Origin of the sequence: Bacteroides timonensis, assembly GCF_000513195.1 — a bacterium.
GTDB lineage: Bacteria > Bacteroidota > Bacteroidia > Bacteroidales > Bacteroidaceae > Bacteroides > Bacteroides timonensis.
In genome coordinates, this window is record NZ_CBVI010000043.1 from 1 (window position 1) to 25664 (window position 25664).

Genomic DNA, 25664 nt, shown 5'->3' on the forward strand with positions numbered 1-25664 from the left:
ATGCCTTGAAACTGTTAGTTTCACACCGAGAAACAAGTAGTTTCATTGCTTGAAACAAGTAGTTTCACGCCGAGAAACTAACAGTCACCCCAGGCTATCAGAAATTATGAATGATTGTACAAGAATTACAGGATGATACCTCCTCCCAGCAGCAAACCTGCCTCATCATAAAATGCCGCAGCTTGTCCGGAAGCAATGGATTCGAGCGGTTCGCGCAATTGCACATGCAAGAGATTCTCATCCGTTATACTGACAGTGCAGTGATTAGCTTGCTTCCGATAGCGTATCCTGACAATGACATCCCCGGAATTCAGTAAACGGGAAGTATCTACTATATTCCAGTCATTCAGCAACATTTCTTCTTTATAAAGGGAAGCAAGAGGAGCAAGTATTACCTCATTCGATGCTTTACGTATCTCTTTCACGAAGACAGCCCGGTTCATATGGATACCCAATCCTCTGCGCTGACCAATCGTATAGAAGGGATATCCTTCATGCCATCCTAAAAAAGTACCGTTTTCATCGAGAAATCTGCCTTTTCCCGGCAAAAGCTCCTGCGGAACTTCACGCTGCAAGAAAGAGCGGTAATCCATCGGGCAAAAGCAAACGCCAAGACTATCCTTCTTTGTTGCCGCTCGTTCAAAACCCCGCTTGGCAGCATAGGCACGCACTTCACTTTTAGTCCAGTCACCCATTGGAAGGAGCATACGTTCCAGAGTATCCTGTTTAAGCCCCCAAAGAAAGAAAGTCTGATCCTTATCCCGGTCGGCAGCAGGAGCTATAAAATAATGGTTATCTTGAAAGACCTTGCGAACATAGTGTCCGGTTGAAATCCAATAAATGTCCATTTCATCGGCTATCTTTGCCAGTAACGGCCACTTCAGTTCATTATTACAGAGCGTGCAAGGAACAGGAGTACGGGCAGAAAGATATTCACCTATAAAGTAACGGATTATACGTTCACGGAATAATTCGCGGGCATCATAAATGATATGCGGGATATTCAGGCGGGAAACAAAATTGCGGGCATCATCCAGAGACTCCTCAAAGCCTTCCGAATCATAGAAACGAAACGTCACACCGGTAACCTCATAACCAGCTTCCTGCAATAACATGGCGGCAACGGAGCTGTCCGTACCCCCACTCATACCCAGTAATACACGTTTTTTTGATTTCATGGGTGCAAAAATAACAAAGGAAAAAGAAAATCACTACATTTACCTGCTACAAAAGTTTCGCATACTTTAGATGCAGTATAATGACATTCTTCGCATTTTAAGTATGACAAGTAAGCCGTACAAATCAAAAAACTGAAATTATACATGAAAACAAGAAGTATATTCTTCGGCACACTATGCTTGCTCTTCATCCTGACTTCGGCCATGTACTGCGAAGAAACGATTGAAGACATCAATGAACTGACGGGCATCGAACTCGCCCAATATGACAATTCGGGAGAGACACCCGCTATAAGGGAAGATGAACGATGCCCCAAAGAGGCCTATCTACTGCGCATCCAGCCAATCTGGCTATATTATTGGGACATAAATATCCTGAAATCTCCAATCACGAATCTCCGCATTATCACACTGACCGATTTTGACGAGAGCCATCCTGCCGGAAGTGATATCTACGATTTATTCAAAGAATATCCCGCAGGAATGCTAAGCGATGCACTCGGAGACGACCCGCTGCAACGAGGTGAAACTATCACAAGATTAGGGCAAAAAGCTTTCTACAAAGCACTGCTGACTTATCCACAACCGGGAACTTACCAGTTTCGCGTTGAATTGGAAACAGAAGACGGAAACATATTTTCGGAAGAAACAACTCCGATCAACCTTTATTAATTCCGTTCAAGCTAAATTGGATATTGACTATGAAAACTACACTCTATATTCTCACCTGCCTCCTGTTCGCAATGAAAGGAAACGCACAAGAAGAAACGGCACGGCGCAACCAGCATTTCATAGATATTACGGTTGGCCCGGTAATCAATGTGTCTTCTTATAAAAGCCCGGTTGGAGAAATCGTTTTTCAAGGAAAAAACAGATTATTCGGCAGCCTGTCATTAAATTACCAATATTTCTTTCTCAAACATTGGGGAGCTTTCGCTGACTTTTACCTCAATTTTTCATCACCATATTCTCCGGAAAGCGTAATAGAAAAAATGGAAACCACCCCATATCCCTATCAATGCACTTATAACCGTTCCTACGATAAAGAACAAGGACAGATGCGGCAAATTTTTTCTATTGGAATAATGTATCGCAAGAACATAAAGTCATGGAGTTTCAGACCTTATTTAGGCTTCGGGCTTGTACGCTATTTCAGCACAAACGCTATCGGATACTACCGTAAGGAAGAAGGAAGTAACCGGATAGAGGAAATCTCGGTAACCATAAATAATAGCAATAATGACACACGAGTCGGATTTTGTCTCTCTCCCGGCATTTACGTTTCCAGATCAATAGGCCATGGCGCATATCTGATGGCAGGTTTTTCTTATATTATACATCCGCAAACCTTCACAGGTCATTACCGAAGATGCAACGCATACACCCATGAAGTCTTAGAGCAATATAACATAAAAGAAAAGCCCGGCAACTACATCAATTTGAAAGTAGGCCTCAGTGTCCGGATTTCCAAGAATTAAACCCGTTTATTTCAATATTTCTATGAAAACGATATACTACACCTTAATCTGCTTCTTTTTATTCGCCGCAAAAGATACACGAGCGTCGGCACAAGAAGAAACACGACGAAATGAGCATTTTGTCGACCTCGCTTTCGGAGCTGAGTTCAATACATCTTCGTATAGGAGTACTATTGGCGAGATTGCCTTTCAAGGTAAAAAACGAGCATTCGTAAGCCTTATGTTGAAATACCAGTATTTTTTTCACAAGCATTGGGGAGTTTCTTTAACCTTAAATTCCGGCGATTGCTCTCCTTATTCAAAAGAAAGATTAATGAGCAAAATGGAAAAACAGCCACTCCCCTATTATTACACCTATAACGGCTCGTTAGATAACGATCATTTTATGCAAGATACCTATACCATAGGAGCGATGTATCGACAAGATATAAAATCATGGAGTTTCAGACCCTACATGGCCTTCGGCTGCGCACTATACGGTGCTATGAATACAATAGATTACATCCGTAAAGAGGAAGGAAGCAACCAGATGGAACAGGTTAAAGTCACCTTCGGCAATGGCAAAGAAACTCAATACGGATTTTGTCTCTCTCCCGGCATCTACATTTCCAAAGCAATTGCCCGTATTGTATATCTGACGGCAGATTTTTCTTATATCATACATCTACGGAAATTTACAGGGCACTATCAGCGAAGCAACATATATACCTATAAAATTTTAGAGCAATACGAGGTGAAAGAAAAGCCCGGCAACTATCTGAATCTAAAACTCGGACTCAGTATCCGGCTTGGAAAGAAATAAGCAATTCCAAGTTCGAAAGTATTAGTAAAACAAAAAGAACCGTTTAATAAATTATTTGTTGTAACTTTGTGCTCTTTAAAAAACTAAAACTCAAACGTTATGGAACATCAACTGACAATTTACAACACCTTAGATAGGAAAAAGGAGCTATTCGTGCCACTGCACGCTCCACATGTAGGTATGTATGTCTGCGGTCCTACCGTTTACGGTGACGCGCACTTGGGACATGCACGTCCTGCCATTACTTTCGACTTGCTTTTCCGCTACCTCACCCACTTGGGATACAAGGTACGCTATGTACGCAATATCACCGATGTAGGCCATCTGGAACATGACGCTGACGACGGGGAAGATAAAATAGCCAAGAAAGCACGACTGGAACAATTGGAGCCGATGGAAGTAGCGCAATACTACATCAACCGTTACCACAAGGCAATGGAAGCGCTGAACGTACTTTCACCCAGCATCGAACCGCACGCTTCGGGACACATCATCGAGCAGATAGAGCTGGTGAAAGAGATCCTGAAGAATGGCTATGCTTATGTCAGTGAAGGTTCTGTCTACTTCGACGTAGAGAAATACAATAAGGATTACCATTACGGAAAACTATCCGGCCGCAATCTGGATGACGTACTGAACACCACCCGCGAACTGGACGGACAAACTGAAAAGCATAACCCCGCCGACTTCGCCTTATGGAAATGTGCCCAACCGGAGCATATCATGCGTTGGCCCTCTCCATGGAGCGATGGTTTCCCGGGATGGCATGCCGAATGTACGGCCATGGGTAAGAAATACCTCGGAGAACATTTCGATATTCACGGTGGTGGTATGGACCTTATCTTCCCTCACCACGAATGTGAGATTGCTCAATCAGTTGCATCACAAGGTAATGATATGGTACATTACTGGATGCACAACAATATGATTACCATCAACGGACAGAAGATGGGTAAGTCATACGGAAACTTCATCAATCTGGACGAGTTCTTCAACGGCACACATAAGTTGCTGACACAAGCATACAGTCCGATGACCATCCGCTTCTTCATCCTGCAAGCTCACTATCGCAGTACGGTAGACTTCAGTAACGAAGCCTTGCAAGCAGCTGAGAAGGGATTAACCCGAATGATGGATGCCGTGAACGGACTGGAAAAGATCACTCCGTCCGCCACTTCCAGCGTAGATGTGAAAGCAGTGCGTGAGAAGTGCTATGAAGCCATGAATGACGACTTGAATACCCCAATAGTCATTGCTCATCTTTTCGACGGAGCCAGAATGATTAACAACATCATTGCAGGCAACGACACCATCACTGCCGATGATCTGAAAGAGCTGAAAGAAACTTTCCATCTCTTCTGCTTCGATATTCTGGGATTGAAAGAAGAAAACGATTCCAATGAAGAGCGTGAAGTTGCTTTCGGTAAAGTAGTAGATATGCTGCTGGAAGAGCGCATGAAGGCCAAAGCCAATAAAGACTGGGCTACCAGTGATAAGATCCGCAATGAACTTACAGCACTCGGTTTTGAGATAAAAGACGGTAAAGACGGTTGCGAGTGGAAGCTGAATAAATAGGTACTGCCTATAAGAGCTTTGTAAGACTCTTAATCATTTCTACAGACAGGCACAGATTATGCCGGAGCTAAAATTCTTTCAGAAGAAGAATTAGATTTCGGCATAATTTGTGCCTTTTTGTATCATCACATTTCTCTCATCATAATTTATCAACATCTTTATATCTAAGATTTACGTAAACTATTCCTCTTGACAGACACAATAGAACTAAGAAGGACCAAATGATTCCTTAAAGAGAAAATTTAGCTCAAATCATGCATACAAATATCCCAATATGAAAGAATGAAACAAAAAACCACCTTTATGAGCTTTTATAACATTTGTAATTCAAGACCTCCTCCTACATTTGCAAAAAAGAATACCATGAAAAAACAGCTGATAGATTATATCTACACACAACTAATGCGACAGGACTTGTCAAAACTTCCATGCTACTTAAAGGATGGTACAATGGAGATATTCTTATTTCTTGCGCTTTATTCAGAAATAAAAGGGAGTGAAGAAGCAAGACATATGGCTTCTATAATATTAGCGGATACACAAAAAAAAGAATTAAACAACCAACCATACAGCTTGCTAAAAGGCAGGTTAGGAATTTCTTGGGGAATACAGTACCTAGCTAACAAAAGTATATTAGAGGTAGATGACGAAGCTATGAAGTTTCGTTCCATAGGCATACAAGACTGCATGTCTTACCGTCTTTTGGCACCTATACCAGTAAGTAAAGATAATCAGATTTTTTCGAGTGGAATCTATATGTCACAGCTAAGAATGCCCAAAGATTCATCAGAAGAATATACTCACAATGAAAGAATAATCATTTTGTTAGATGAATGCGAAAGATTGTTACTACACTCCATACCTCTTATATATAACCCTTCGGAAATGTCTTTATCAATATTTCATTCCATCCTATACTTTCTTTTACAGGCCGACAAGACAGACGTATATCCTTTTTTGACCAAAAAGTTATTGAAATACGCCCCGCAACTATATTATAAGATAATCAATAGAGGAACGCTGTCAGACCGATATATATGTCTGTTTCTGATGAATAAAAGTAATTCTTTACTTCAAGAAATAGGTAATGATCAGGCAAGCATAGATTTCATGGCCAATCTTGGTTTCTACGGCTTGCTATATGATACTCCTCAAATATTCAGCTCTGCATTTCAACTGATACATGAAAATCAAGCTTTCACCGAATATATAATAGAACAAATACAAGAAGCCTCTCTCGACATATCCACTCTATGTGGTTTAGGGTTTGGTTTATTAAATATGGAAGGGGGGATATCATGATCAAAAAAAGAAATATGCAGAATTTAACTTTCTGCATCCCGGTGCGTATAGATTCAAAATATAGGCTGCGTAACCTATTAACCATATTGAAATTCTATTCACATTATCTTTCTTCCAACTACATCGTATTGGAGGCAGATAATCAACAACACGTCAAAGAATTGCCGCATATACCAGGACTTGTCTACGAGTTTATATATGATGAGAATCCTGTTTTTCATAGAACACACTATATCAACCACATGTTATCCAAAGTTTCTACAGAAACAGCCGGAATATGGGACACGGATGCTGTGGCACCTATCGCACAACTATTGCAAGCTCATCAGAGGATATCAAATGAACGAACGATTATGGCTTATCCTTACGATGGACGCTTTTGGTACATCAACGATTTCTTCTCTTCTCTCTTCTGTGAAAAGTTGGACATAAGGCTCCTTACAGACTTTGACATGCCTCGGAGGCTAATGTGTGGATACTATTCCGTAGGAGGAGCTTTCCTGGTAAACGTAGAACAATACCGACAATATGGTTGGGAAAATGAGAATTTCATAGGTTGGGGACCTGAAGACAGTGAACGTTATAAACGATTGCACATCTTGGGTCAGACTCCTGTCAGAGTTCCCGGTTCCCTATATCACCTATATCACTCACGCGGAATCAACAGTGGCGATAGAGACGCAGAGGTAATTTACAAAACCAAAAAGGAATATAGCCGTATATGCGGAATGATGCCCGAGGAACTAAAAAAAGATATAGAAACATGGAGTTGGACCAAATAACAAAGAACAGATGAATCACATTGCAATTTTATTGGCAGCACACCAACTGACAAGATATATCATCGAACAATATTATCGGCTGTACGAAGCAACCAAAGAGATAGGCGATTTATACATGCTAATTGAAGATGGAGATTCTATGAGGATTCCCGAGAATATTCGTTATTATTCATTCAGCGTAAACTCCCTGAATGCATTAGGATATACTCCCATAGAAGAAACGATTGTACCGGGAAGCAACCATTTTCAAGTTTTACAGTTCTTCAAAGAACATCCTGATTATGATTTCTATTGGAATATAGAATACGATGTCTATTTCAATGGGAATTGGCAAAATCTCTTTATCGCATATAAAAATGTAGAAACAGATTTCATTTCGTCACATATCAAGCTCTATTCAGAGCAACCTTATTGGTGTTGGTGGAGTAGCCTTCAATTAAAAACACTTTTAATTGGACAAGAAAATTATGTCAGATCTTTTAATCCTATTTACAGGCTATCAAACAGAGCATTAAAAGAAATAGATAAAGAATTGAAATTGGAGAATGCAGGGCATCACGAGGTCCTTATTCCTACAGTACTCTATAACGCAAACTTTTCTATAGAGGATTGGGGAGAATCGAATCACTTCTCCACTGCCAATCGAAAACGATGTTTTTATAGTCCGGGAAAAGATGATTCGGACATCAACTGTAGTATGAGATATCACATGCCATTCAACAGAATGTGTATAGAGAAGAAAGGACCGGACGACCTGTTGTATCACCCAGTGAAATGGTAACACCTATTTAATTATTAATCTTAAATATCAAACTATGAACAGAGAAGAATTCAAAGATCACATTCTAAAGTTGGATCGGATTATTATGACTTTGCCCTTGAATATCTTACCAATAGGTCTATTTGACGGGAAGATGGGACTCTGCATCTACTATTTCCAGAAAGCTCAACTTCAAGACAATCCTAAATATCGCACTTATGCAGAGAAACTATTGAATGATATTTATGCCTTAGTAGGTGAAATAACGACCATTGACTTCAATATCGGTATATCAGGTATTGCATGGGGAATACACTATATTGCCGAAAAGCAGTTCGTAACCGGAAATATTGACAATGCCCTGCGGGAAGTAGATGACCTGTTATTCCGGGCTATTCACTCAGAGTGGTTGAGAGAGGAAAAGAAAAAAAGAAAAGACTTCCTATGGCTACTGTTCTATTACTCTGACAGGCTGCGAACTATAAAGAACAAGACCGAAAAAAGATTAGCCCAGCGAACCGTAATACAGATAATCAATCACATAGAGGACAGTTTATCCGATACAGCTTGGGAAGAACCACTTCATTTGGATTTGGAAAGTTACGAGTTGCCACTTTATCTACAGATATTGAGTAAGTTTTACCGTTTGGACTTTTATAATTATAAAATTATAAAGATATGGGAAGGACTTTCCAGTACTGTGCTATCTTCTATGCCCGTCAGACATGGTAATCGTCTCGTATTATTGTCTGCCATTCAAGAAACACTAAAATGTGTTTCGACGCCACAGTGGAAAGAACATGCAGAACTTTTGAAGACAAACATTGATCATGAAAGGATTATAGAGCAAGAATTTTTAAATAAGAACATAACTCTAAGACGAGGTCTTTCAGGTTATTGCCTGTTGCTTTCCTTGCAACAAGAAGAGTTGCCGTCACCTCTTTTAAAATCGCGCATATTAGAAAAAATAGAGCAATCTGAGATTTGGGGCGGTAGATTCAATCCACGATTGAACGCCTTTGCAGGCAGTACAGGATTGGTAAACGGCTATGCAGGTGTCTCTTTAATATACAAATTATTACTTAAAAGCACAGAAAGATGAAAACAGATTTGAAAGATGTCACTTTTATGATACCAGTACGGATTGATTCAATTATCCGTCTGGAAAATCTGATATCAGTAGTTCAATACTTGTTCCGACATTTCAATTGCCACATAATGGTATTGGAAGCAGATGCCTATAATAACGGAATAATCAAAAGATTGTTAGGGCAGAAAATCGAATATCATTTTATTGAGGATTACGACAGTACATTCTATCGCACCAAATATCTTAATATAATGACAGAAATGTCTACTACGCCATTCCTTGCAATATGGGATGCCGATATAATCATATCTTCTTCTCAAATTATAGAAGCAATAGGGAAATTACGAAATGAGAAATATGACATTGCCTTGCCCTATGATGGAAAAGTGCTGGATGTACCAATATCCATAAGAGAACTTTTTATAAAGAATTGCCGTATCGGAGAGTTACAAAAGCAACATGCCAAGATGGATTATCTTTATAAGACCGAAGCATTATGCGGCGGAGCTATATTTGTCAATGCTATTTCTTATAAAAAGGCCGGTATGGAAAATTTAGCATTTTATGGTTGGGCTTCAGAAGATTTCGAACGTTACAACAGATGGCAAATACTGGGGTATAAAATACACAAGGCCAAAGGAGTGTCATATCACTTATTCCACCCGAGAGGCAATAATAGTAAATTCAGCCATCACAAACAATTCATGAATTCTGAAGCATCTGTTTTCACCACAAGAGCAAGTTCCGCAGAAGAACTACGAGAACGGTTTAAATAGAAGATATTGGGTTGAGCAGAAGCTTAACAGGCCTCGACTTTTGCTCAACGCATTATAAAAACAATAATATCAAGAGGCCTTTATTTTTTAATCTTATATTATCATGAAATTGAAGAAATTGAAATTGAATGCTTTGTCGGAAGCAGGGTTGAAAGACAAAGAGATGAATGCACTGAAAGGTGGCACTTGCTGTTCTTGTTCTTGCTATTGGGAAGGAAAACCCGGAGGTTCTTCTTCTACAGATAATAGCGGAGCAAACTATCAATTTGGCGGTGAATCTTCTGAGGGATGCAATGAATTTGTTTATTGCGATGAACCGAATGAAGGAGTACCCCTTCCAAGCGCCGGAATTTAAATTATTAAGCTAATCGTATACAGGTTGTGTGATACACAACCTGTATATTAAAAAATCAATAATAATCTTATTATGAGAAATATCATATTTTGCCTTTCTTTATTTCTGTTTACAGATTTATTCTCACAAAATCGTGAATGGATACTTATTATTCCATCATATAGAAGTGTTGAGGAGATGTCTACTGTAGATTCATGTTATATAAGAGTATGGTATGCTTTTAATGCTGACAACATAGACAATCAAAACACCTATGTTGACTTACAACGCTTAGAAATAGGAAAGAACATCATTAAATATTACAGCTATTTCACCTTTAGTTCAGACTCTCTTTGCACAATTTGGAGAAAAAAAAATCAACTTGCACAAAGTGCCCCCCACCGGTTAGGGCCGGGAGGAAAGCGTCCAGATCATTGGTCAGAGTATAAATATTCTGAATATTTTACGGACTTCACAAAGAATAAGTTAACAGAATATAGCAGAATGCCATTTTACATGAGAACTTCCAACAAACAGTCTTCAGAAAGTATCCCTATACAAAAATGGGAAATATGTACCGATACAATATCATTGGCAGGGCATATATGTCAAAAGGCTATTTGCACTTTTAGAGGGCGGAAATATGAAGCATGGTTCACAATGGATATCCCTATCAATAGTGGGCCTTGGAAATTCAGAGGACTACCTGGATTAATCCTAAAAGTTACAGATAGTAAAAAAGAATATTCATTTGAGTGTATCAAGATAGAGGCGTTCAAGAATAAAATTCCTATTAAAATGTATGACTATAAAAATTATAGAAAAACAGAACGTTCAGAATTATTAAAATACCAAAAGATGATTCATGAACGCTATGGGAAGATTATCTACAAGCCCCTAGAATTAGAATAAATAGAGCTAGCTATGGTTTGGTGTAACAAAAGGAAACTACAGTCTCATACCTTTCTTGTGAAGCAAAACCATTCATGATATGTGAGACAGAGACTTATTGAAGAATTCTAAAATTGAAATTATGCAATTGAAGAAATTGAAATTGAACGCTTTGTCGGAAGCAGGGTTGAAAGACAAAGAGATGAATGCCCTAAAAGGGGGCAATTGTTGCAGATGTTCTTGCTATTACGAAGGAAAGCCTGGAGGTGCTGAATGGAATGACAATATGAATGCGAATTATGGCCTTGACACGGAATCCAAACAGGGCTGTAATCAATACGCTGATTGTGACTTTCCCCTTGATGTAGATCCAGACTGGTTACACGAGTAATCAAATTGAAATTACCCTTTCCCCTCTCTCTCGTCCCATTTCTTCAGAGGAGAGGGGATTGGGTTCAAGGACTGTAATCGCTATTGTAAACTATTTATCAATTAATAAATATGAAAAAATACATAATATTAATTATCTATCACTGTGTGTTTTTAGAAATTATGAAAGCACAACAATTACAGGGAAAAGCTATAGCACCACTTAGTGGAAAGAGAAATATAGAGAAAATGACGACGGTAGATTCATGCAATATGCGATTCTCATATGCATTAAACGCAGAGGACATTACCAATCCAGATAGCTATGTGGATTTACAACGATTAGAAATCGGTCGAAATTTGTCCAAATATTATAGCTTCTTTATATTCAACAATGATTCTCTGGTTTGGATATGGAAAAACAAAAAACAAGCGGCTCAATCCATCCCAAGTTGGCTGGGTCCTTTAGGTAAAGGAAAGTACTATTGGTCGGAATATAAATATTCTGAGTTTTTTAAAGATTACCAGAATAATACAATAACTGAATATGCACGTATGCCCTACGGAATAATGAATAATAGACTATATTCAGAAAAAATTCCCAAACAGAATTGGACAATACATAATGACACATCAACCATTATCGGACATTTATGCCAGAAAGCAACATGCCATTTCCGTGGTCGTAACTACACAGCATGGTTTGCATTAGATATTCCTATAAGCAACGGACCATGGAAATTTGGAGGATTATCGGGAATAATACTTAAAATTTATGACGATAAACAATTATATACTTTTGAATGTGTAAAAATAGAATCCGGCATATTTCCTATTAAGAAATATGATTTCACCAGCTACAATCCCATAGAACGAGAAAAATTGCTCAAGTTCCAAAGGAAACTAAATGAAGATTATTACAGGACTATTGGGGCACGCAGAAGAGACGGAGGAAAGCTACCAGACCCAGTCCCTTATGAGCCTCTAGAATTAGAATAAACAGAGCTAGCTATGGTTTAGCTTAGCAAAAAGGAACTACAGTCTCATACCTTTCTTGTGAAGCAAAACCATTCATTATATGTGAAACAGAGACTTATTGAAGAATTCTAAAAATTGAAATTATGAAATTAAAGAAATTGAAACTGAATGCTTTGTCGGAAGCGGGGCTGAAAGACAAAGAGATGAATGCACTGAAAGGTGGCACTTGCTGTTCTTGTTCTTGCTATTGGGAAGGAAAACCCGGAGGTTCTTCTTCTACAGATAATAGCGGAGCAAACTATCAATTTGGCGGTGAATCTTCTGAGGGATGTAATGAATTTGTTTATTGATGACGACAACGAAGTTGTACCATTACCTAGTGCAGGAATCTAGAGAAGAGGCCTATAAATGACCCTCCATTGAACGTAGTAAAGTTTTTCGTTTTACTACGTTCTTCAAAGAACATTATAAATAAAATGTTATGGGAATATTCATAAAAAACATTATTTTCGTTTTGTCCTTAACTATATTTTCTAGCTTATCCGCTCAAAAAAAATATATCATATTAAGTCCAAGCGGAAAAGATACAGATAAAATGTCGATTGTTGACAGCTGCTATATAAGAGCGTGGTATGCATTTAATGCAGATACAATCAATGTTCCAAATTCCTATGAAGATTTGCAACGTCTTGAAGTAGGCAAAAACGTTGTCAAATACTATAGTTATTTCACTTTCAACTCAGACTCTCTTTGTACTATTTGGAAGAAAAAACATCCACAAGCAAAAGCAAGACCACGGAGGTTAGGACCAGGAGGAAAACATCCAGACCATTGGTCTGAATACAAGCACTCTGAGATATTTATAGATTGTACCCAAAAGCAACTTACAGAATATGCCAGAATGCAATTCTATATGCAAAAACAAAATAGTCAAGCAACTGAAAGTATACCTGTTCAAGAATGGACGATACATGACGATACCATGTTATTGATAGACCAGCGCTGCCAAAGAGCAACTTGCAATTTCAGAGGAAGAAAATATGAAGCATGGTTTACAATGGATATTCCTATAAGCAAAGGACCTTGGAAATTTGGAGGACTACCAGGACTTATTCTAAAAATTACTGATGACAAACATCTATATTCATTCGAATGCATCAAAATTGAGCAATTTACATTTCCAATTCATATAAAAATATATGAAGACTATAAATACTATAGAAAAATGAAACGAGAAAAATTGCTGAAATATCAAAAATTCATTCATGAATACTATGGCAAAGCAATTTACTATCCTCTAGAATTAGAATAAAACAGAACTAGCTATGGTTTGGTATAACAAAAGGGAACTACAGTCTCATACCTTTCTTGTGAAGCAAAACCATTCATGATATGTGAGACAGAGGCTTATTGAATAATTCTAAAATTTTAAATTATGAAATTGAATGCTTTGTCGGAAGCAGGGCTGAAAGACAAAGAGATGAATGCTTTAAAAGGCGGTAATTGCTGTACTTGCTCCTGCTATCACGAAGGAGAGCCTGGATATTCTTCTGCAGCAGATAACAGAAACGCAAATGTCAATATTGGCGATGGCGGACATTCAACTGAAGGCTGTAATCAGTATGTATCATGCAATGAAGATGGTGACGTAATGCCAATGCCATATCCGGGTCAACACCCTCATGAATAGTGACTAACTTTAGAAAGAAAAGATGCAAATATCAATATCTATTATGAAAGTTATCGTATATATTACAATTTATCTATTCCTATTTTCAGAATATGCTGAAGCTCAGCAATTACAGGGAAAAGTACTAGCTCCTCTTCCTCAAAAAACAAATGGGATGACAGTCGTTGATTCATGCAATATTCGGATATTGTATGCCCTCAACGCAGATGATATCAATAATCCTAATACCTATGTAGATCTGCAACGTTTAGAAATAGGTAATCATGTTTCAAAATACTACAGCCATTTTATCTTCAACAATGATTCATTGTGCACAGAATGGGCAACAAAATACTCTTATTATAAATCCGTTCCTTCATATTTAGGTCCTTTGGGAAAAAAGAAGTATAGATGGTCAGAATATAAATATTCAGAATATTTCAAGGACCATCAAACAAAAACACTAACAGAATACTCTCGTATGCCACATTTAGTGCGACCAAACTACAAATATTCAGAACACATGCCCATTCAAGAATGGAAAATTCAAAATGATACATTAAGCGTCAATGGCTTTTTATGCCAAAAGGCAATATGCCATTTTCGAGGAAGAGACTATATTGCTTGGTTTACAACAGATATTCCTATCAACGCTGGTCCATGGAAATTCAGCGGATTACCAGGTCTAATACTCAAGATATACGACACCAAACATATATATACCTTTGAGTGTGTAAAGATTGAAAATGGGAAATTTGCAATTAGAAAATACAACTTCACTAATTACAAATCAATAGAGCGAAAAAAGTTACTCAAACTCCAAAAAAAGTTAAATGAGAATTATTTTGGCATTGTTGGAGGAGAAATGCCTAATGGAGGGAAAATGCCAGATCCTATTTCTTATGAACCTTTAGAACTAGAATAAATATGAATAAATATATTACATCAGATTATGTGGCTTCTGCATTAGCCAACTTGCCACAACTTGTATTCGAAGTTACAGACGCTTGTAACCTAAGTTGTAAATATTGCGCTTATGGCGAATTTTATGAAGATTATGATTGTAGAGAAAACAAGATGTTATCTACAGAAAAAGCAATCCGCTTGATTGACTATCTGGCAGAGTATTGGAACTCCAATCTGAATACATCTGCCGACAAAAACATAACGATATCTTTTTATGGAGGTGAACCTTTACTCAATTTCCCCTTCATTGAAGCTGTTGTGAAACACATTAAGAACAATGTTCATTGCCCACATCGACGTTTCTCTTTTTCCATGACAACGAATGCCATATTACTCCATAAATATATGGACTTCTTACAAGAAAACAATTTTCACTTACTGGTCAGTCTCGACGGAAACAAAGAGAATGATGGATACCGGATGGACAAAGCCGGTCATAGTTCGTTTGAACGGGTAGTTACTAACGTAGACATGCTCCGGGATAAATACCCCGATTACTTTCTCAGATACGTTAATTTCAATGCAGTGTTGCACAATAAAAACTCTGTGGAAAGTATCTATCGCTTTTTTAAGGAAAAGTACGACAAAATTCCCCGCATTGGTGAATTAAATAACGTAGGTATTCGCAAGGATAAACTGGAAGAGTTTAACCGCACTTACAAAAATTCACAAGAGAGCTTGCAACAAGCCGAACATTATGAGGAGATAGAGCGAGATATGTTCATGAATGCAGGAAACTACAGAAACCTGACTCTCTTCCTGCACCAATATAGCGGATTTGTATATCGCGACTATACCGACTTACTTTATGATAAAAAGGAGACGATAAGTATTCCGACCGGAACTTGCCTCCCTTTCTCAAAAAAAATGTTTGTCACCGTAAACAGCAAGATTTTGCCTTGCGAACGAATCGGACATCAATTTGCCTTAGGCAAGATTAGTGAAACAGAAATAGAACTGAATCCGGAATGGATTGCCGATAAATATAACGATTATTATGCCAGAATGGAATCTCAATGCAGCCGATGCAAAAACAAGAAAGCATGCATACAATGCCTGTTCAACCTGAAAGATATAGAATCAAAACCGGTCTGCTTTGGCTATATGAATGACAAAGATTTCAATAATTACGTAAATCAGCAAATGCACTTTCTAGAGCAGAACCCGGAAGCATATAAGAAAATAATGGAAGAGGTTATTGTCTGGTGAAATAGTTTAAATTAATAACGGAAAACAATGAAAGCTAAGAATTATTGGTTTGCTTTAAAATCATACGTATACGTAGAGTTTAAAGAGAAAAATATACTGATCTATGATACAAAACATGGAAATCGGATAGAAGCTGTACAGGCAAAGGTTATCACACTGATAAAGGAAATGTATAAACCCGGCAATTTAGGAGTTATTCCTATAAGCAATAAATTACAGTCGGACCCATACATCCGGAATTTCATTCAAGAAGTCATTGACAAAGAGATGGGTGATTTGATGGATACAGAACACTTTCCCAACAAACCAGTCCGGTTAATTCCCACCCTGAGCTTGCAAAAAGACATAGACAGACACATAGAATATGAAGATAAAGTAGCCTTTATCGGAAAAGACATAAGCAAATATCTGACAGAAGTTAATGTATACCTAAACAGTATATGTGATAAATCCTGCAAACATTGTGCCGGTTATTGTAAACAAATACATTGTTGTACAACAAACAATCCGGGCATCGAACTTCCGATAGAGCAAGTAAGGAGTCTGCTTGAACAACTCCGTTATTCTCCTGTAAATACAATCAACTTGTATGGAGGAGACATTCTCTCATATAGCTATTTAAACGAATTACAGCTTCTGGCTTCTTCATACCCGAAAACACTACATTTCTATACGCACCATAAAAATTATAGGGAAAATGAATTTGTGGATTCCCAATTACTGGAATTAATCATAACTTTTCCTATGGATGGAAATCACTTTCATGAACTATGGAAGCAGATAAAGGATAAACAATCGAAACTACACTTTATTGTAGAGGATGAACAGCAATATTATGATTCCGCACGTTTGATTAATGAATATAATATAAAAGAATACAGCATTCACCCCTACTATACAGGGGAAAATATACATTTCTTTGAAGATAATATATTTCTAAACAAGGAGGAGATTTTCTATAAGGCATTGCAAATGAGAGAGATTTTCAGGAATCAAAAACTGAATTCCAATTCTTTCGGTACACTATACGTACTGCCGGATGGGACGGTCAAAGCAAATATGAATACTGCGGTTCTTGGAAATATTGCGGAAGATGATATCTTGGATATCATTTACAAAGAACTGATTGAAAACACAGCGTGGAGAACCATACGCAATTCACATCCATGTGATCAGTGCATTTACCAGTTTATGTGCCCCGCTCCTTCAAATTATGAAAGGGCTATTGGAAAAAATAATCTATGCCATATAATCAATTAAGCCACAACTAAAAAGACAAGCAAGAATGCATAACTTCCCTCATTATATCCAATTGGATGCCATGGATTGCGGACCTACCTGCCTACGCATGATAGCCAAATTCTATGGTAAAAGTTATTCGCTTCAGACACTTCGTTCGCGCTCTTTCATTACGCGCGAAGGAGTATCTATGCTGGGAATCAGTGATGCGGCAGAATCCATTGGATTCCGCACATCCGGCCTACGGATAACTTTCAAGCAACTGGTAGAAGATGTTCCTTTGCCATGTATTCTACACTGGAGCCAAAAACATTTTGTCGTTTGTTATGACATCCGGAAAAGGAGAGACGGATATCGGATAGCTATAGCGGATCCGGCTAATCAATTAATTACTTACAAAGAGGATGAATTCAAAAAATGCTGGATCACGACTAAAGCTGATGGAGAAGAGAAAGGAACCGCCCTGGCACTGGAGCCCAGTCCCATTTTTTATGAACAGGATGACGAAAAACATACTCCGGAACATAATCTCGTCTTTTTCCTTAAATATCTGACACCCTATAAAAAACAACTTATCCAGTTGGTTTTAGGAATGCTTACAATCAGTGTGCTCCAACTCATATTTCCTTTTTTAACGCAATCACTGGTAGATATCGGCATCCATAGCGGTAACTTGTCATTCATTACTTTAATACTGATATCGCAATTAGTTGTTTCAGTCTCTCAGATATCTGTGGGCTTTATCCGAAGCTGGATTATGCTCCACATGAATGCCCGTATCAATATAGCCTTAATTTCAGACTTTCTGACGAAGTTAATGAAACTCCCATTACACTATTTTGATACAAAGATGATAGGTGACATCATGCAGAGAATCGGTGACCATAGGCGCATTGAAACGTTCCTGACCGGTTCATCGATAAGTACCTTATTCTCTTTTGTCAATTTCTTTATTTTTGCCTTCGTATTAGCTTATTATGATCTTATAATTCTGGCCATTTTCTTTATAGGAAATGCCCTTTATGTCTGTTGGATATTATTCTTCATGAGATATCGTCGTGAACTGGATATTCGACGGTTTGCTCAAGCAGCCGGAGAACAAAGCAGCCTGATACAACTTGTTACCGCCATGCAAGAAATAAAGCTGAACAACTGTGAGAAACAAAAGCGCTGGCAATGGGAGCGCATTCAAGTCAAGCTCTTTAAAATCAGCATACAAGGATTGGCTTTGGGACAAATTCAGCAGATAGGTTCTGTTTTTTTCAATCAGACTACCAATATAGTAATTTCTTTTATCGCCGCAAAAGCTGTAGTAGAAGGAGAAATGACTTTAGGTATGATGATGTCTATGACTTACATTATTGGCCAACTTTCCGGACCGGTTAGTTCTTTTATAGGCTTTGCACAACAGTTACAGGATGCCAAGATAAGCTTGGAGCGTTTGAATGAGGTGCATGGCAAAAAGGATGAAGAACAAGATATTGAAACAAAACTTATGATCTTACCGGAGAAACAAGACATCAAAATTGAAAATCTTTCTTTTAGTTATGATGGTGCAGACAGAGATTACATCTTAAAAGATTTAAATCTGAAAATTCCTGCAAAAAAAGTTACTGCAATCGTTGGAGCAAGTGGCAGTGGGAAAACGACTTTAATAAAAGTAATGCTTGGATTCTATGCCCCCAACAAAGGTCGGATAAATGTTGGCGAAGTTCCTTTGGAAAACATAAATCCGCATCTCTGGCGTTCTCTTACTGGTTCAGTAATGCAAGATGGCTTCATCTTTTCAGAGAGTATAGCTCAAAATATAGCAATAGGCGAAGAGCAAATTGACATCGAAAAATTACGTCATGCCGTAACAGTGGCCAATATACGTGATTTCATAGATTCACTCCCATTAGGATATAACACCAAGATAGGTATGGAAGGAAACGGTATCAGCCAAGGACAACGGCAACGCATTCTGATAGCCCGAGCTGTCTATAAGAATCCTGAGTTTCTATTCTTTGACGAAGCAACAAATGCTTTGGATGCAAACAATGAAAAAGAAATAATGGAGCACCTGCATGGCTTCTATAAAGGTAAGACTGTCGTTGTTGTAGCTCACCGATTAAGCACAGTTCGAGATGCCGACAAAATAGTAGTACTCGATAAAGGACAGGTTACCGAAGAAGGGACTCATCAAGAATTGATTGCCAAACAGGGATTATACTATCAACTAGTAAAGAATCAATTAGAATTAGGTCAATAAGAATGGCAATGGAAAATAAGAAATACAAAGAGATTGAACTTCGCAGTGAAGAAGTTCAAGAAGTAATGAACCACATTCCTTCCTGGATTCTCCGCTGGGGAATTACAGTATTGTTTAGCATTGTAACAATCTTACTTATGGGAAGTTTCTTATTTAAATACCCTGACATAGTTGTGGCAGAAGTAACAATCAGCACACAAAATCCTCCAGCTTATGTATTAGCCAAGGCATCCGGAAGGGTTTGTGAGATACATGTAAATAATGGCAGTGAGATACAAAAAGACGACTTATTAGCAGTAATAGAAAATACGGCCAGGACCGATGACATTCTTTTGCTAAAGAAGCAAATGACAGACTGGAAGACACATAATTATTCTATAGCAATTGGAGAATAAACTTTCAACGGACAACGCTTACATTTAGGAGAAGTTCAGTCTGCTTATGCTTCATTCATTTCAGTTTTAAATGACTACGCAGATTTCATCAAACAAGACTATTACCAAGAAAAGATAGCAAACTATCAAGGACTTTTAAATAATCAGAAGGAGTACTACCAATTAGCAGAGAAGCAATATCAACTAGCCCAAAAAGAAAAAATGTTAGTAAATCGCATCTATGAAAGAGATTCACTCTTATATGTTTGTAAAGCTATGATTGCCGCCGAGTACGACGAATCAGGGCGTAATTACCTGCAAAGTCTACAGGGATATGAAGGTATGCGTATGTCACTCATTCAAATAAATATGCAAATTGAGCAAAGCAAAGGAAATATACTGGACATACGGCATCAAACTTTAACTGAAGAGCAGAAACATACCGTAAATCTCAAAAATGCAATAGAACAGTTGCAAGTAGGGATCAGTTCTTGGGAGCAGCAATATCTATTAACAGCCCCAATATCGGGGAAAATTACCTTCATGAGTGTCTGGAGTCAGAATCAGAATGTTACAGCAGGAGAAAGTGTTTTTGTAATTGCGCCTTCCCAAGGAATGCAACCAATAGGGAAAGCGTTATTACCCATACAAGGCTCAGGAAAAGTAAAGATAGAGCAACAAGTAAATATCCGCTTAAACAATTATCCTGATCAAGAATTCGGATATGTTAAAGGAATTATACGTAGCATTTCTCCGGTCCCTACGGCAGAAGACAACTATGTGGTGGATATTGACCTTCCAAAAGGCTTGAAAACCAATTATGGCATGGAACTTCCACTTACACGTGAGATGAAAGGTAGTGCTGAGATTATAACCGAAGACATGAAACTGATAGAAAGATTACTGTCCCCATTAAGGAAAATAATTTCATCGGGCACGGATTCTTCTTTATAACCGGATAAAAATTAAATGATTAAATTCTAAAGATAGCCTATGATTACCCAGAAATCACTCAAAGAATACCAAGCAAGCGTCTCGTACTTATTGAGAAACGAGATTTGCCTCATAAAAAGTAAACTGATCGTTGTAGTTATAATATTATCAGCCCCTTCTTGTTTAGCACAAACCGTATTTAAAGGAAGTGTCGTAAATAAATCGGGAGAAGCAGTTACAGGAACCATCACCATACAAGCCAGAAACAGTCCTACAATTGCCGAATTTAGCACCTGCAATTCTCAAGGAAAATATACAATTACTTATAAGGGAAAAGCCGATAGCGTGACTATTACATTATCGAGTATGCTTATTGGCAAACATAGCAGAACTGTAAAAAACCAATCACAGCAAGTAGATTTTGTGATTGACGAGCAACCGCTACAATTAAAGGGGGTTACTATTAATGCTCTAAAAATTAAGCAAGATAAAGACACATTAAACTATTTGGTTGGTGCGTACCTTGACCAAAATGACCGGGCAATTGGTGATGTACTCAAGAAAATGCCAGGAATTGAAGTCTCGGAAAGTGGGAAAATTTCTTTTAATGGAAAGAACATAAAAAGATTCTATGTAGAGAATATGGATCTATTGCAAGGACGATATGGACTTGCTACTAATAATATTCCAGCCAAAGCGGTATCAGTTGTACAAGTATTAGAGAACTATCAACCTGTAAAAGCCTTACAAGGAAAAATATCAACTGATGATGTTGCCATTAATCTAAGATTAAAAGACAGCGCTAAAGGTGTCTTATCTATTATAGGGCTATTGGGCGGAGGATATCAGCCCATATTGTGGAATGCTGAAGCTACTGCTATGTATTTCAACAAGCAAAGCCAGAATATGACTATCTATAAGGGAAATAATTCCGGGGGGAATGTAGCTTCTGAGTTCCGTACGCATTACGACTATGAAAGAGTTTATATGTCATCCGGTAGCCAACTTTCTATCCAAAATCCGGTAACACCACCTATCCCACGTAATCGTTATATAGACAACCGGTCACACGCCATAAGCACCAATCATCTAAACAAAATAAAAGATGATACAGAATTGACCACTAACATTCTTTATTATGATGACCGGATAAAGAAAGAAGGATATTCACTTTATGAACAATATCTGCCCTCAAGCGACAGATTAATGATAGAAGAACAAATGCGTTCAGTCAGTCACATCCATAATCTTGAGTTGGCTTCCCGACTCAATGTAAATGCTAAGAATCATTACCTTAATAACGCTTTTAATTTGAATGTAAACTGGAACAGTGATTTTGGAACGAGTGATACCCATAGCAACGCAGATGTTGCAGACGTACTAATTAGTCAACGGCTCAAACAACCGTTTTTATCTATCGACAACACTCTGAATTTAATCAAAACGATAAAGGAAAATACTTATAAGATCTACTTCTCAATAGGCTATGGAAATAAGCCACATAGCCTAACTGTTTCTCCTGCCACTTACTTGGGTAATAAGCAAGCGGAATCCCTGACTCAGAATTTATCAGACAGAAATCTAGCTTCAGTATTAAGATTATCATACAGCCTGAATCTAAAAGATTTCCGCTTTGATTATAGCCTATGGGGGAGTGCCAACATCCGTAATCTAAATACAGAATTAACGGAACAGGGTTCCAATTACACAGAAGGGCTCTCTGCTGATTCTCTTCGTAATAATCTCTGGTATAATACTTATCAGGCAGGAGTCTCTCAAAGCTATACCTATGATAATAAAAACAATTTCAAAGTTACGCTTCAGCTTCCCCTTGTTTATCTTATACAAACCAAAGATGATAATATAATCAATCGAGACAATGCCTATCAACGATTTAAGATCACTCCTGCCTTTACCTTAAGATACGATTATCGTGATTTCAGTTTTTACATGCAGGGGAATACCGGAAGGAATTTTGGAGATATGAATTCAAGTTATACAGGATTCATCTTAAGAAGCTATCGGAGTTTACTGCGTAATGACATAGACAAACTATTTGAATCCCGTTCTTATAATGCCAGTAGTTCAGTATACTACAAAGATGCCTTCAATGCATTGTTCTTCAATATTGGATTCGACTACAAACATTCATGGAGGAATCTCCTTTATGGCTATAGCTATCAAGATATCATGAGTGTAAAGACTGTTATTGACCAACCCACCCAAACAGATAACTATGGTGTGAAACTAAGTGCCAGTAAAGGCTTCAACTTTTTATCAACGACTCTTAGAACATTTGGCAACTATAATAGCGGAAATAGTCAGCAATTCATACAAGAAGAAATATTAAATTCTAAATCATACAATTATGGAGTTGGATTCAGTTTAGATATCACCCCCTTCTCTTTCACGAATTTGAAGTACTCTTTTTCCTGGAATGAAAACAAAAGCTATATAGAAAAACGTGCTTCTGACTTTGCAGCTATTAGGCAAACATCTCAAAATGTAGGGATTAATATATATCCGATAAAAGAGATTACTATAAATATAAATATGGAACATCAGTATAATAGTGCAGCAGGTCAAAGATATACGACATTTGCAGATGCGAATATTAAATGGAAAAATAAGCATATTGACATCGAACTGGGAGTCAACAACCTATTCAATACCAAACAGTATATAACAGCTTTCTTCAATGACGTGAGTACCTCCTATTATTGCTATAATCTACGCCCTGCCAGTGCTTTAATCAAGTTTAGATTTAAAATTAAATAATCTCCTGCAAATCAAAAATGATTTCAATTGACTGCAAAAGCTGCCTCCCTCTGATTCAAACGAATCGAGAGGGAGGCAGTCTCATTTAGAAAAGAGAGTTTTAGTAAGGTATCATATCGGAAAGAATACGTTCCTTATACCAAGGATCATCTATCGCCTTCAGCTCCTTGCCCATCTCACGGCAAAGCTCCGCAACGATTTCCTTATTTTCTTCCAACGGAAGGTTATTCATCTGATAAGGGTCCTTTTCATCATCAAACAACAGGCTTTTCTTCAGCTTATGGTCTTTCTTATCAATATAGAAAGCCAAAGTATAACGTGCCGTCTTATACCCTCTTGAAGAAGGGAAGTAAGTCTGTACTTTACCGTCCGCATCTTTTTCTCCGTCTAGGTTCTGGATATACAAAGCACCACCGGGACGTTCAATTTCCGCCTTTTCATCGAAGAAAAGAGGTGCCCAGTTGCGTCCTTGCACATTAGACGGAATGGAATCACCCAAACCACACAGTCCCAGGACAGTCGGCATAATATCCGGCGCAGACATCAGAAGATTGTCTACACGCGGTTGGATATGGCCGGGATAACGTACCAGGAACGGTATATTCATAGATTCGGAATAAGGAGAATTCTTCGGATCATCCGTGAACTGGCTACACATTGTTTCACCATGGTCGGAAGCAAAGATCACAATCGTATTCTTATCCAAACCCTGCTCTTTCAGTGTTTCAAGGATCTGCCCGAAGGCACGGTCTACACCGGTAACGGAGGCAAAGTAGTAGCGAACGCTCTCTGCTTTTTCACGCTTCTTATCTGCATTGGGACGGATAAGAAGGCTGTCCAAAGGTTGATCTTTGTACAGATTGAAATCTTCTTCCATGCAATCGTCCAATGAACGGTACGGGCTGTGGGGCGGATTCATACCCACCATTATAAAGAAAGGTTTCTTCGGATCACGTACATTTCCTTCGTTCTTCAGATAGGAAACCACCATCTTGGACTCATGCAACGGTGACCATTCTTTCGGATCGTGACGATTTCCATCCGTATCCCAGTAACGGGGATTCTTATGTTCATCAAAAGTACCGTAGGAGTACCAGTAATTAAAGCCGTGACGGCGTTCTTTCGGCGTATAGGCATCCCAGGCAGGTATGCGATCTTCTACATAGTGACCGGGACGTTGCGGATCGTTCGGTGTAGGAAAGTCAGCGTGTAACTTACCAAAGTAAGCGCAATCATATCCGGATTTATTGAATACATCTCCTATACAATCCACATCGGCACGCAGGGAACTGATAGGCCGGTTTGAATTACAGTTCAAAGGTATTCCGCTTTTATTGGGATACATCCCCGTCAGCAGCATACCCCGATGAGGACTACTCAACGGACAGTTACTTTGGGCAGAACTTAACACCAGCGCTTCACGGGCAAAACCATTCAAGTTAGGGGTATGCACCGGATCATTGCGGAAGTTCACCTTATCGCGAAATCCATCCTGTCCCCAGAACTCCATAGCCTGATTACGGTACTGGTCGGGGAAGACATAAATAACATTCGGAAGTTGTGCCTGCTCTCCCTGCTGAGTTTTGCAGCCTTGCAGGGCAAACAGGCCCAAGCCTCCCAAAAACAAACTAAACCGATTTATCATTTTATTCTTATTAAATTACGTTGAAATTATAAATGGGAATTTAGCGAAACGCAGATTAACGCAAATTTTCGCAAAGAATATTGTTATCACACATAGCGCAGCCTTTATTTAATCTGCGAAAATCTGCGTTAATTTGCGTTTTAATAATAAGCCCCTAAATTATCATTTATAGTTTCAGCATGTGAATTAAAACAGCTTCTTATTCGCCTCCAGGTCTCTTTTGCGCATAATTCCTTCCAGGAAGTAATAGTCCGCATAATTCAACGGAACATCAATCTCAGCACC

At 38.3% G+C, this 25664-nt stretch carries 23 protein-coding genes and 1 pseudogene; 22 read left to right on the forward strand and 2 right to left on the reverse strand.

The genetic code is table 11. From position 1 onward, the window contains the following. Positions 1–125 precede the first annotated feature (125 nt). Positions 126–1178 (reverse strand): tRNA 2-thiouridine(34) synthase MnmA, encoded by a 1053-nt coding sequence (gene mnmA, locus BN161_RS09750; RefSeq protein ID WP_044265415.1) that lies wholly within the window; start codon positions 1176–1178, stop codon positions 126–128. Between the two features lie 144 nt (positions 1179–1322). On the opposite strand from mnmA, the gene BN161_RS09755 reads away from it, so the two are divergent. The 22 genes and pseudogenes from BN161_RS09755 to BN161_RS09860 all read left to right on the forward strand — a co-directional run bounded on the left by BN161_RS09755 (position 1323) and on the right by BN161_RS09860 (position 23734). Further along, positions 1323–1850: a DUF5034 domain-containing protein gene (locus BN161_RS09755; protein ID WP_044265417.1), complete on the forward strand. Its 528-nt coding sequence runs from the start codon at positions 1323–1325 to the stop codon at positions 1848–1850. Between the two features lie 29 nt (positions 1851–1879). Then, entirely contained in the window at positions 1880–2656 is a 777-nt protein-coding gene (locus BN161_RS09760) for a hypothetical protein (RefSeq protein WP_044265419.1), read from the forward strand. A 313-nt stretch (positions 2657–2969) separates the two neighbouring features. Beyond that, the gene (locus BN161_RS30480) at positions 2970–3458 is read left to right on the forward strand and encodes a hypothetical protein (protein WP_244436462.1); all 489 of its coding nucleotides are present in this window, start codon (positions 2970–2972) and stop codon (positions 3456–3458) included. 99 nt (positions 3459–3557) lie between these two features. Further along, complete coding sequence (gene cysS / locus BN161_RS09770; protein WP_044265424.1) at positions 3558–5033, forward strand: cysteine--tRNA ligase; 1476 nt, start codon at positions 3558–3560, stop codon at positions 5031–5033. Between the two features lie 363 nt (positions 5034–5396). Then, entirely contained in the window at positions 5397–6335 is a 939-nt protein-coding gene (locus BN161_RS09775) for a hypothetical protein (RefSeq protein WP_044265426.1), read from the forward strand. A 14-nt stretch (positions 6336–6349) separates the two neighbouring features. After that, positions 6350–7117, forward strand: a complete 768-nt coding sequence (locus BN161_RS09780; protein WP_044265460.1) for a galactosyltransferase-related protein — start codon at positions 6350–6352, stop codon at positions 7115–7117. A 10-nt stretch (positions 7118–7127) separates the two neighbouring features. Next, a complete protein-coding gene (locus BN161_RS09785) occupies positions 7128–7898 on the forward strand; it encodes a DUF3405 domain-containing protein (protein WP_044265428.1) in 771 nt (256 codons plus the stop codon). A 34-nt stretch (positions 7899–7932) separates the two neighbouring features. After that, positions 7933–8979, forward strand: a complete 1047-nt coding sequence (locus tag BN161_RS28045) for a lanthionine synthetase LanC family protein (RefSeq protein WP_052356228.1) — start codon at positions 7933–7935, stop codon at positions 8977–8979. Beyond that, a complete protein-coding gene (locus BN161_RS09795; protein WP_044265429.1) occupies positions 8976–9743 on the forward strand; it encodes a glycosyltransferase family protein in 768 nt (255 codons plus the stop codon). Before BN161_RS28045 ends, BN161_RS09795 begins: the two co-directional genes overlap by 4 nt. Positions 9744–9846: 103 nt before the next feature. Beyond that, positions 9847–10098, forward strand: coding sequence for a TIGR04149 family rSAM-modified RiPP (locus BN161_RS09800; RefSeq protein WP_044265431.1), 252 nt, complete (start codon positions 9847–9849; stop codon positions 10096–10098). A 72-nt stretch (positions 10099–10170) separates the two neighbouring features. Next, positions 10171–10989 (forward strand): GLPGLI family protein, encoded by an 819-nt coding sequence (locus BN161_RS09805; RefSeq protein ID WP_044265434.1) that lies wholly within the window; start codon positions 10171–10173, stop codon positions 10987–10989. 121 nt (positions 10990–11110) lie between these two features. Next, complete coding sequence (locus tag BN161_RS09810) at positions 11111–11359, forward strand: TIGR04149 family rSAM-modified RiPP (protein WP_074435118.1); 249 nt, start codon at positions 11111–11113, stop codon at positions 11357–11359. A gap of 110 nt (positions 11360–11469) precedes the next feature. Then, positions 11470–12336: a GLPGLI family protein gene (locus BN161_RS09815; protein WP_044265438.1), complete on the forward strand. Its 867-nt coding sequence runs from the start codon at positions 11470–11472 to the stop codon at positions 12334–12336. A gap of 122 nt (positions 12337–12458) precedes the next feature. Next, positions 12459–12665, forward strand: coding sequence for a TIGR04149 family rSAM-modified RiPP (locus tag BN161_RS09820; protein WP_044265440.1), 207 nt, complete (start codon positions 12459–12461; stop codon positions 12663–12665). A 131-nt stretch (positions 12666–12796) separates the two neighbouring features. Then, positions 12797–13627 (forward strand): GLPGLI family protein, encoded by an 831-nt coding sequence (locus BN161_RS09825; RefSeq protein WP_044265443.1) that lies wholly within the window; start codon positions 12797–12799, stop codon positions 13625–13627. A 123-nt stretch (positions 13628–13750) separates the two neighbouring features. Beyond that, the gene (locus tag BN161_RS09830) at positions 13751–14005 is read left to right on the forward strand and encodes a TIGR04149 family rSAM-modified RiPP (protein WP_044265445.1); all 255 of its coding nucleotides are present in this window, start codon (positions 13751–13753) and stop codon (positions 14003–14005) included. 43 nt (positions 14006–14048) lie between these two features. Next, on the forward strand, positions 14049–14909 hold the full coding sequence (locus BN161_RS09835) for a GLPGLI family protein (protein ID WP_044265447.1): 861 nt from the start codon (positions 14049–14051) through the stop codon (positions 14907–14909). A gap of 2 nt (positions 14910–14911) precedes the next feature. Further along, the gene (locus BN161_RS09840) at positions 14912–16159 is read left to right on the forward strand and encodes a radical SAM peptide maturase (RefSeq protein ID WP_044265450.1); all 1248 of its coding nucleotides are present in this window, start codon (positions 14912–14914) and stop codon (positions 16157–16159) included. A 27-nt stretch (positions 16160–16186) separates the two neighbouring features. Continuing rightward, positions 16187–17419: a TIGR04150 pseudo-rSAM protein gene (locus tag BN161_RS09845; protein ID WP_044265453.1), complete on the forward strand. Its 1233-nt coding sequence runs from the start codon at positions 16187–16189 to the stop codon at positions 17417–17419. 25 nt (positions 17420–17444) lie between these two features. Continuing rightward, the gene (locus tag BN161_RS09850; RefSeq protein WP_044265455.1) at positions 17445–19649 is read left to right on the forward strand and encodes a peptidase domain-containing ABC transporter; all 2205 of its coding nucleotides are present in this window, start codon (positions 17445–17447) and stop codon (positions 19647–19649) included. Positions 19650–19651: 2 nt separating this feature from the next. Beyond that, positions 19652–20977 (forward strand): annotated as a pseudogene (locus BN161_RS09855) (HlyD family secretion protein). A 39-nt stretch (positions 20978–21016) separates the two neighbouring features. Then, the gene (locus tag BN161_RS09860; RefSeq protein WP_044265456.1) at positions 21017–23734 is read left to right on the forward strand and encodes a TonB-dependent receptor; all 2718 of its coding nucleotides are present in this window, start codon (positions 21017–21019) and stop codon (positions 23732–23734) included. Between the two features lie 100 nt (positions 23735–23834). Here BN161_RS09860 and BN161_RS09865 read toward each other — a convergent pair whose 3' ends face one another. Next, positions 23835–25379 (reverse strand): sulfatase family protein, encoded by a 1545-nt coding sequence (locus BN161_RS09865; protein WP_044265458.1) that lies wholly within the window; start codon positions 25377–25379, stop codon positions 23835–23837. Between the last annotated feature and the right edge of the window lie 285 nt (positions 25380–25664).

Excerpts from the sequence above, each read along its gene's own strand:
- BN161_RS28045 (WP_052356228.1), top strand. The coding sequence starts at position 7,933 with ATGAACAGAGAAGAATTCAAAGATCACATTCTAAAGTTGGATCGGATT.
- BN161_RS09860 (WP_044265456.1), top strand. The coding sequence starts at position 21,017 with ATGATTACCCAGAAATCACTCAAAGAATACCAAGCAAGCGTCTCGTAC.
- cysS (WP_044265424.1), top strand. The coding sequence starts at position 3,558 with ATGGAACATCAACTGACAATTTACAACACCTTAGATAGGAAAAAGGAG.
- BN161_RS09780 (WP_044265460.1), top strand. The coding sequence starts at position 6,350 with ATGCAGAATTTAACTTTCTGCATCCCGGTGCGTATAGATTCAAAATAT.
- BN161_RS09815 (WP_044265438.1), top strand. The coding sequence starts at position 11,470 with ATGAAAAAATACATAATATTAATTATCTATCACTGTGTGTTTTTAGAA.
- BN161_RS09795 (WP_044265429.1), top strand. The coding sequence starts at position 8,976 with ATGAAAACAGATTTGAAAGATGTCACTTTTATGATACCAGTACGGATT.
- BN161_RS09835 (WP_044265447.1), top strand. The coding sequence starts at position 14,049 with ATGAAAGTTATCGTATATATTACAATTTATCTATTCCTATTTTCAGAA.
- BN161_RS09760 (WP_044265419.1), top strand. The coding sequence starts at position 1,880 with ATGAAAACTACACTCTATATTCTCACCTGCCTCCTGTTCGCAATGAAA.
- BN161_RS09840 (WP_044265450.1), top strand. The coding sequence starts at position 14,912 with ATGAATAAATATATTACATCAGATTATGTGGCTTCTGCATTAGCCAAC.
- BN161_RS09810 (WP_074435118.1), top strand. The coding sequence starts at position 11,111 with ATGCAATTGAAGAAATTGAAATTGAACGCTTTGTCGGAAGCAGGGTTG.
- BN161_RS09775 (WP_044265426.1), top strand. The coding sequence starts at position 5,397 with ATGAAAAAACAGCTGATAGATTATATCTACACACAACTAATGCGACAG.
- BN161_RS09830 (WP_044265445.1), top strand. The coding sequence starts at position 13,751 with ATGAAATTGAATGCTTTGTCGGAAGCAGGGCTGAAAGACAAAGAGATG.
- BN161_RS09825 (WP_044265443.1), top strand. The coding sequence starts at position 12,797 with ATGGGAATATTCATAAAAAACATTATTTTCGTTTTGTCCTTAACTATA.
- BN161_RS09820 (WP_044265440.1), top strand. The coding sequence starts at position 12,459 with ATGAAATTAAAGAAATTGAAACTGAATGCTTTGTCGGAAGCGGGGCTG.
- BN161_RS09850 (WP_044265455.1), top strand. The coding sequence starts at position 17,445 with ATGCATAACTTCCCTCATTATATCCAATTGGATGCCATGGATTGCGGA.
- BN161_RS09785 (WP_044265428.1), top strand. The coding sequence starts at position 7,128 with ATGAATCACATTGCAATTTTATTGGCAGCACACCAACTGACAAGATAT.
- BN161_RS09755 (WP_044265417.1), top strand. The coding sequence starts at position 1,323 with ATGAAAACAAGAAGTATATTCTTCGGCACACTATGCTTGCTCTTCATC.
- BN161_RS09800 (WP_044265431.1), top strand. The coding sequence starts at position 9,847 with ATGAAATTGAAGAAATTGAAATTGAATGCTTTGTCGGAAGCAGGGTTG.
- mnmA (WP_044265415.1), bottom strand. The coding sequence starts at position 1,178 with ATGAAATCAAAAAAACGTGTATTACTGGGTATGAGTGGGGGTACGGAC.
- BN161_RS09845 (WP_044265453.1), top strand. The coding sequence starts at position 16,187 with ATGAAAGCTAAGAATTATTGGTTTGCTTTAAAATCATACGTATACGTA.
- BN161_RS09865 (WP_044265458.1), bottom strand. The coding sequence starts at position 25,379 with ATGATAAATCGGTTTAGTTTGTTTTTGGGAGGCTTGGGCCTGTTTGCC.
- BN161_RS09805 (WP_044265434.1), top strand. The coding sequence starts at position 10,171 with ATGAGAAATATCATATTTTGCCTTTCTTTATTTCTGTTTACAGATTTA.
- BN161_RS30480 (WP_244436462.1), top strand. The coding sequence starts at position 2,970 with ATGAGCAAAATGGAAAAACAGCCACTCCCCTATTATTACACCTATAAC.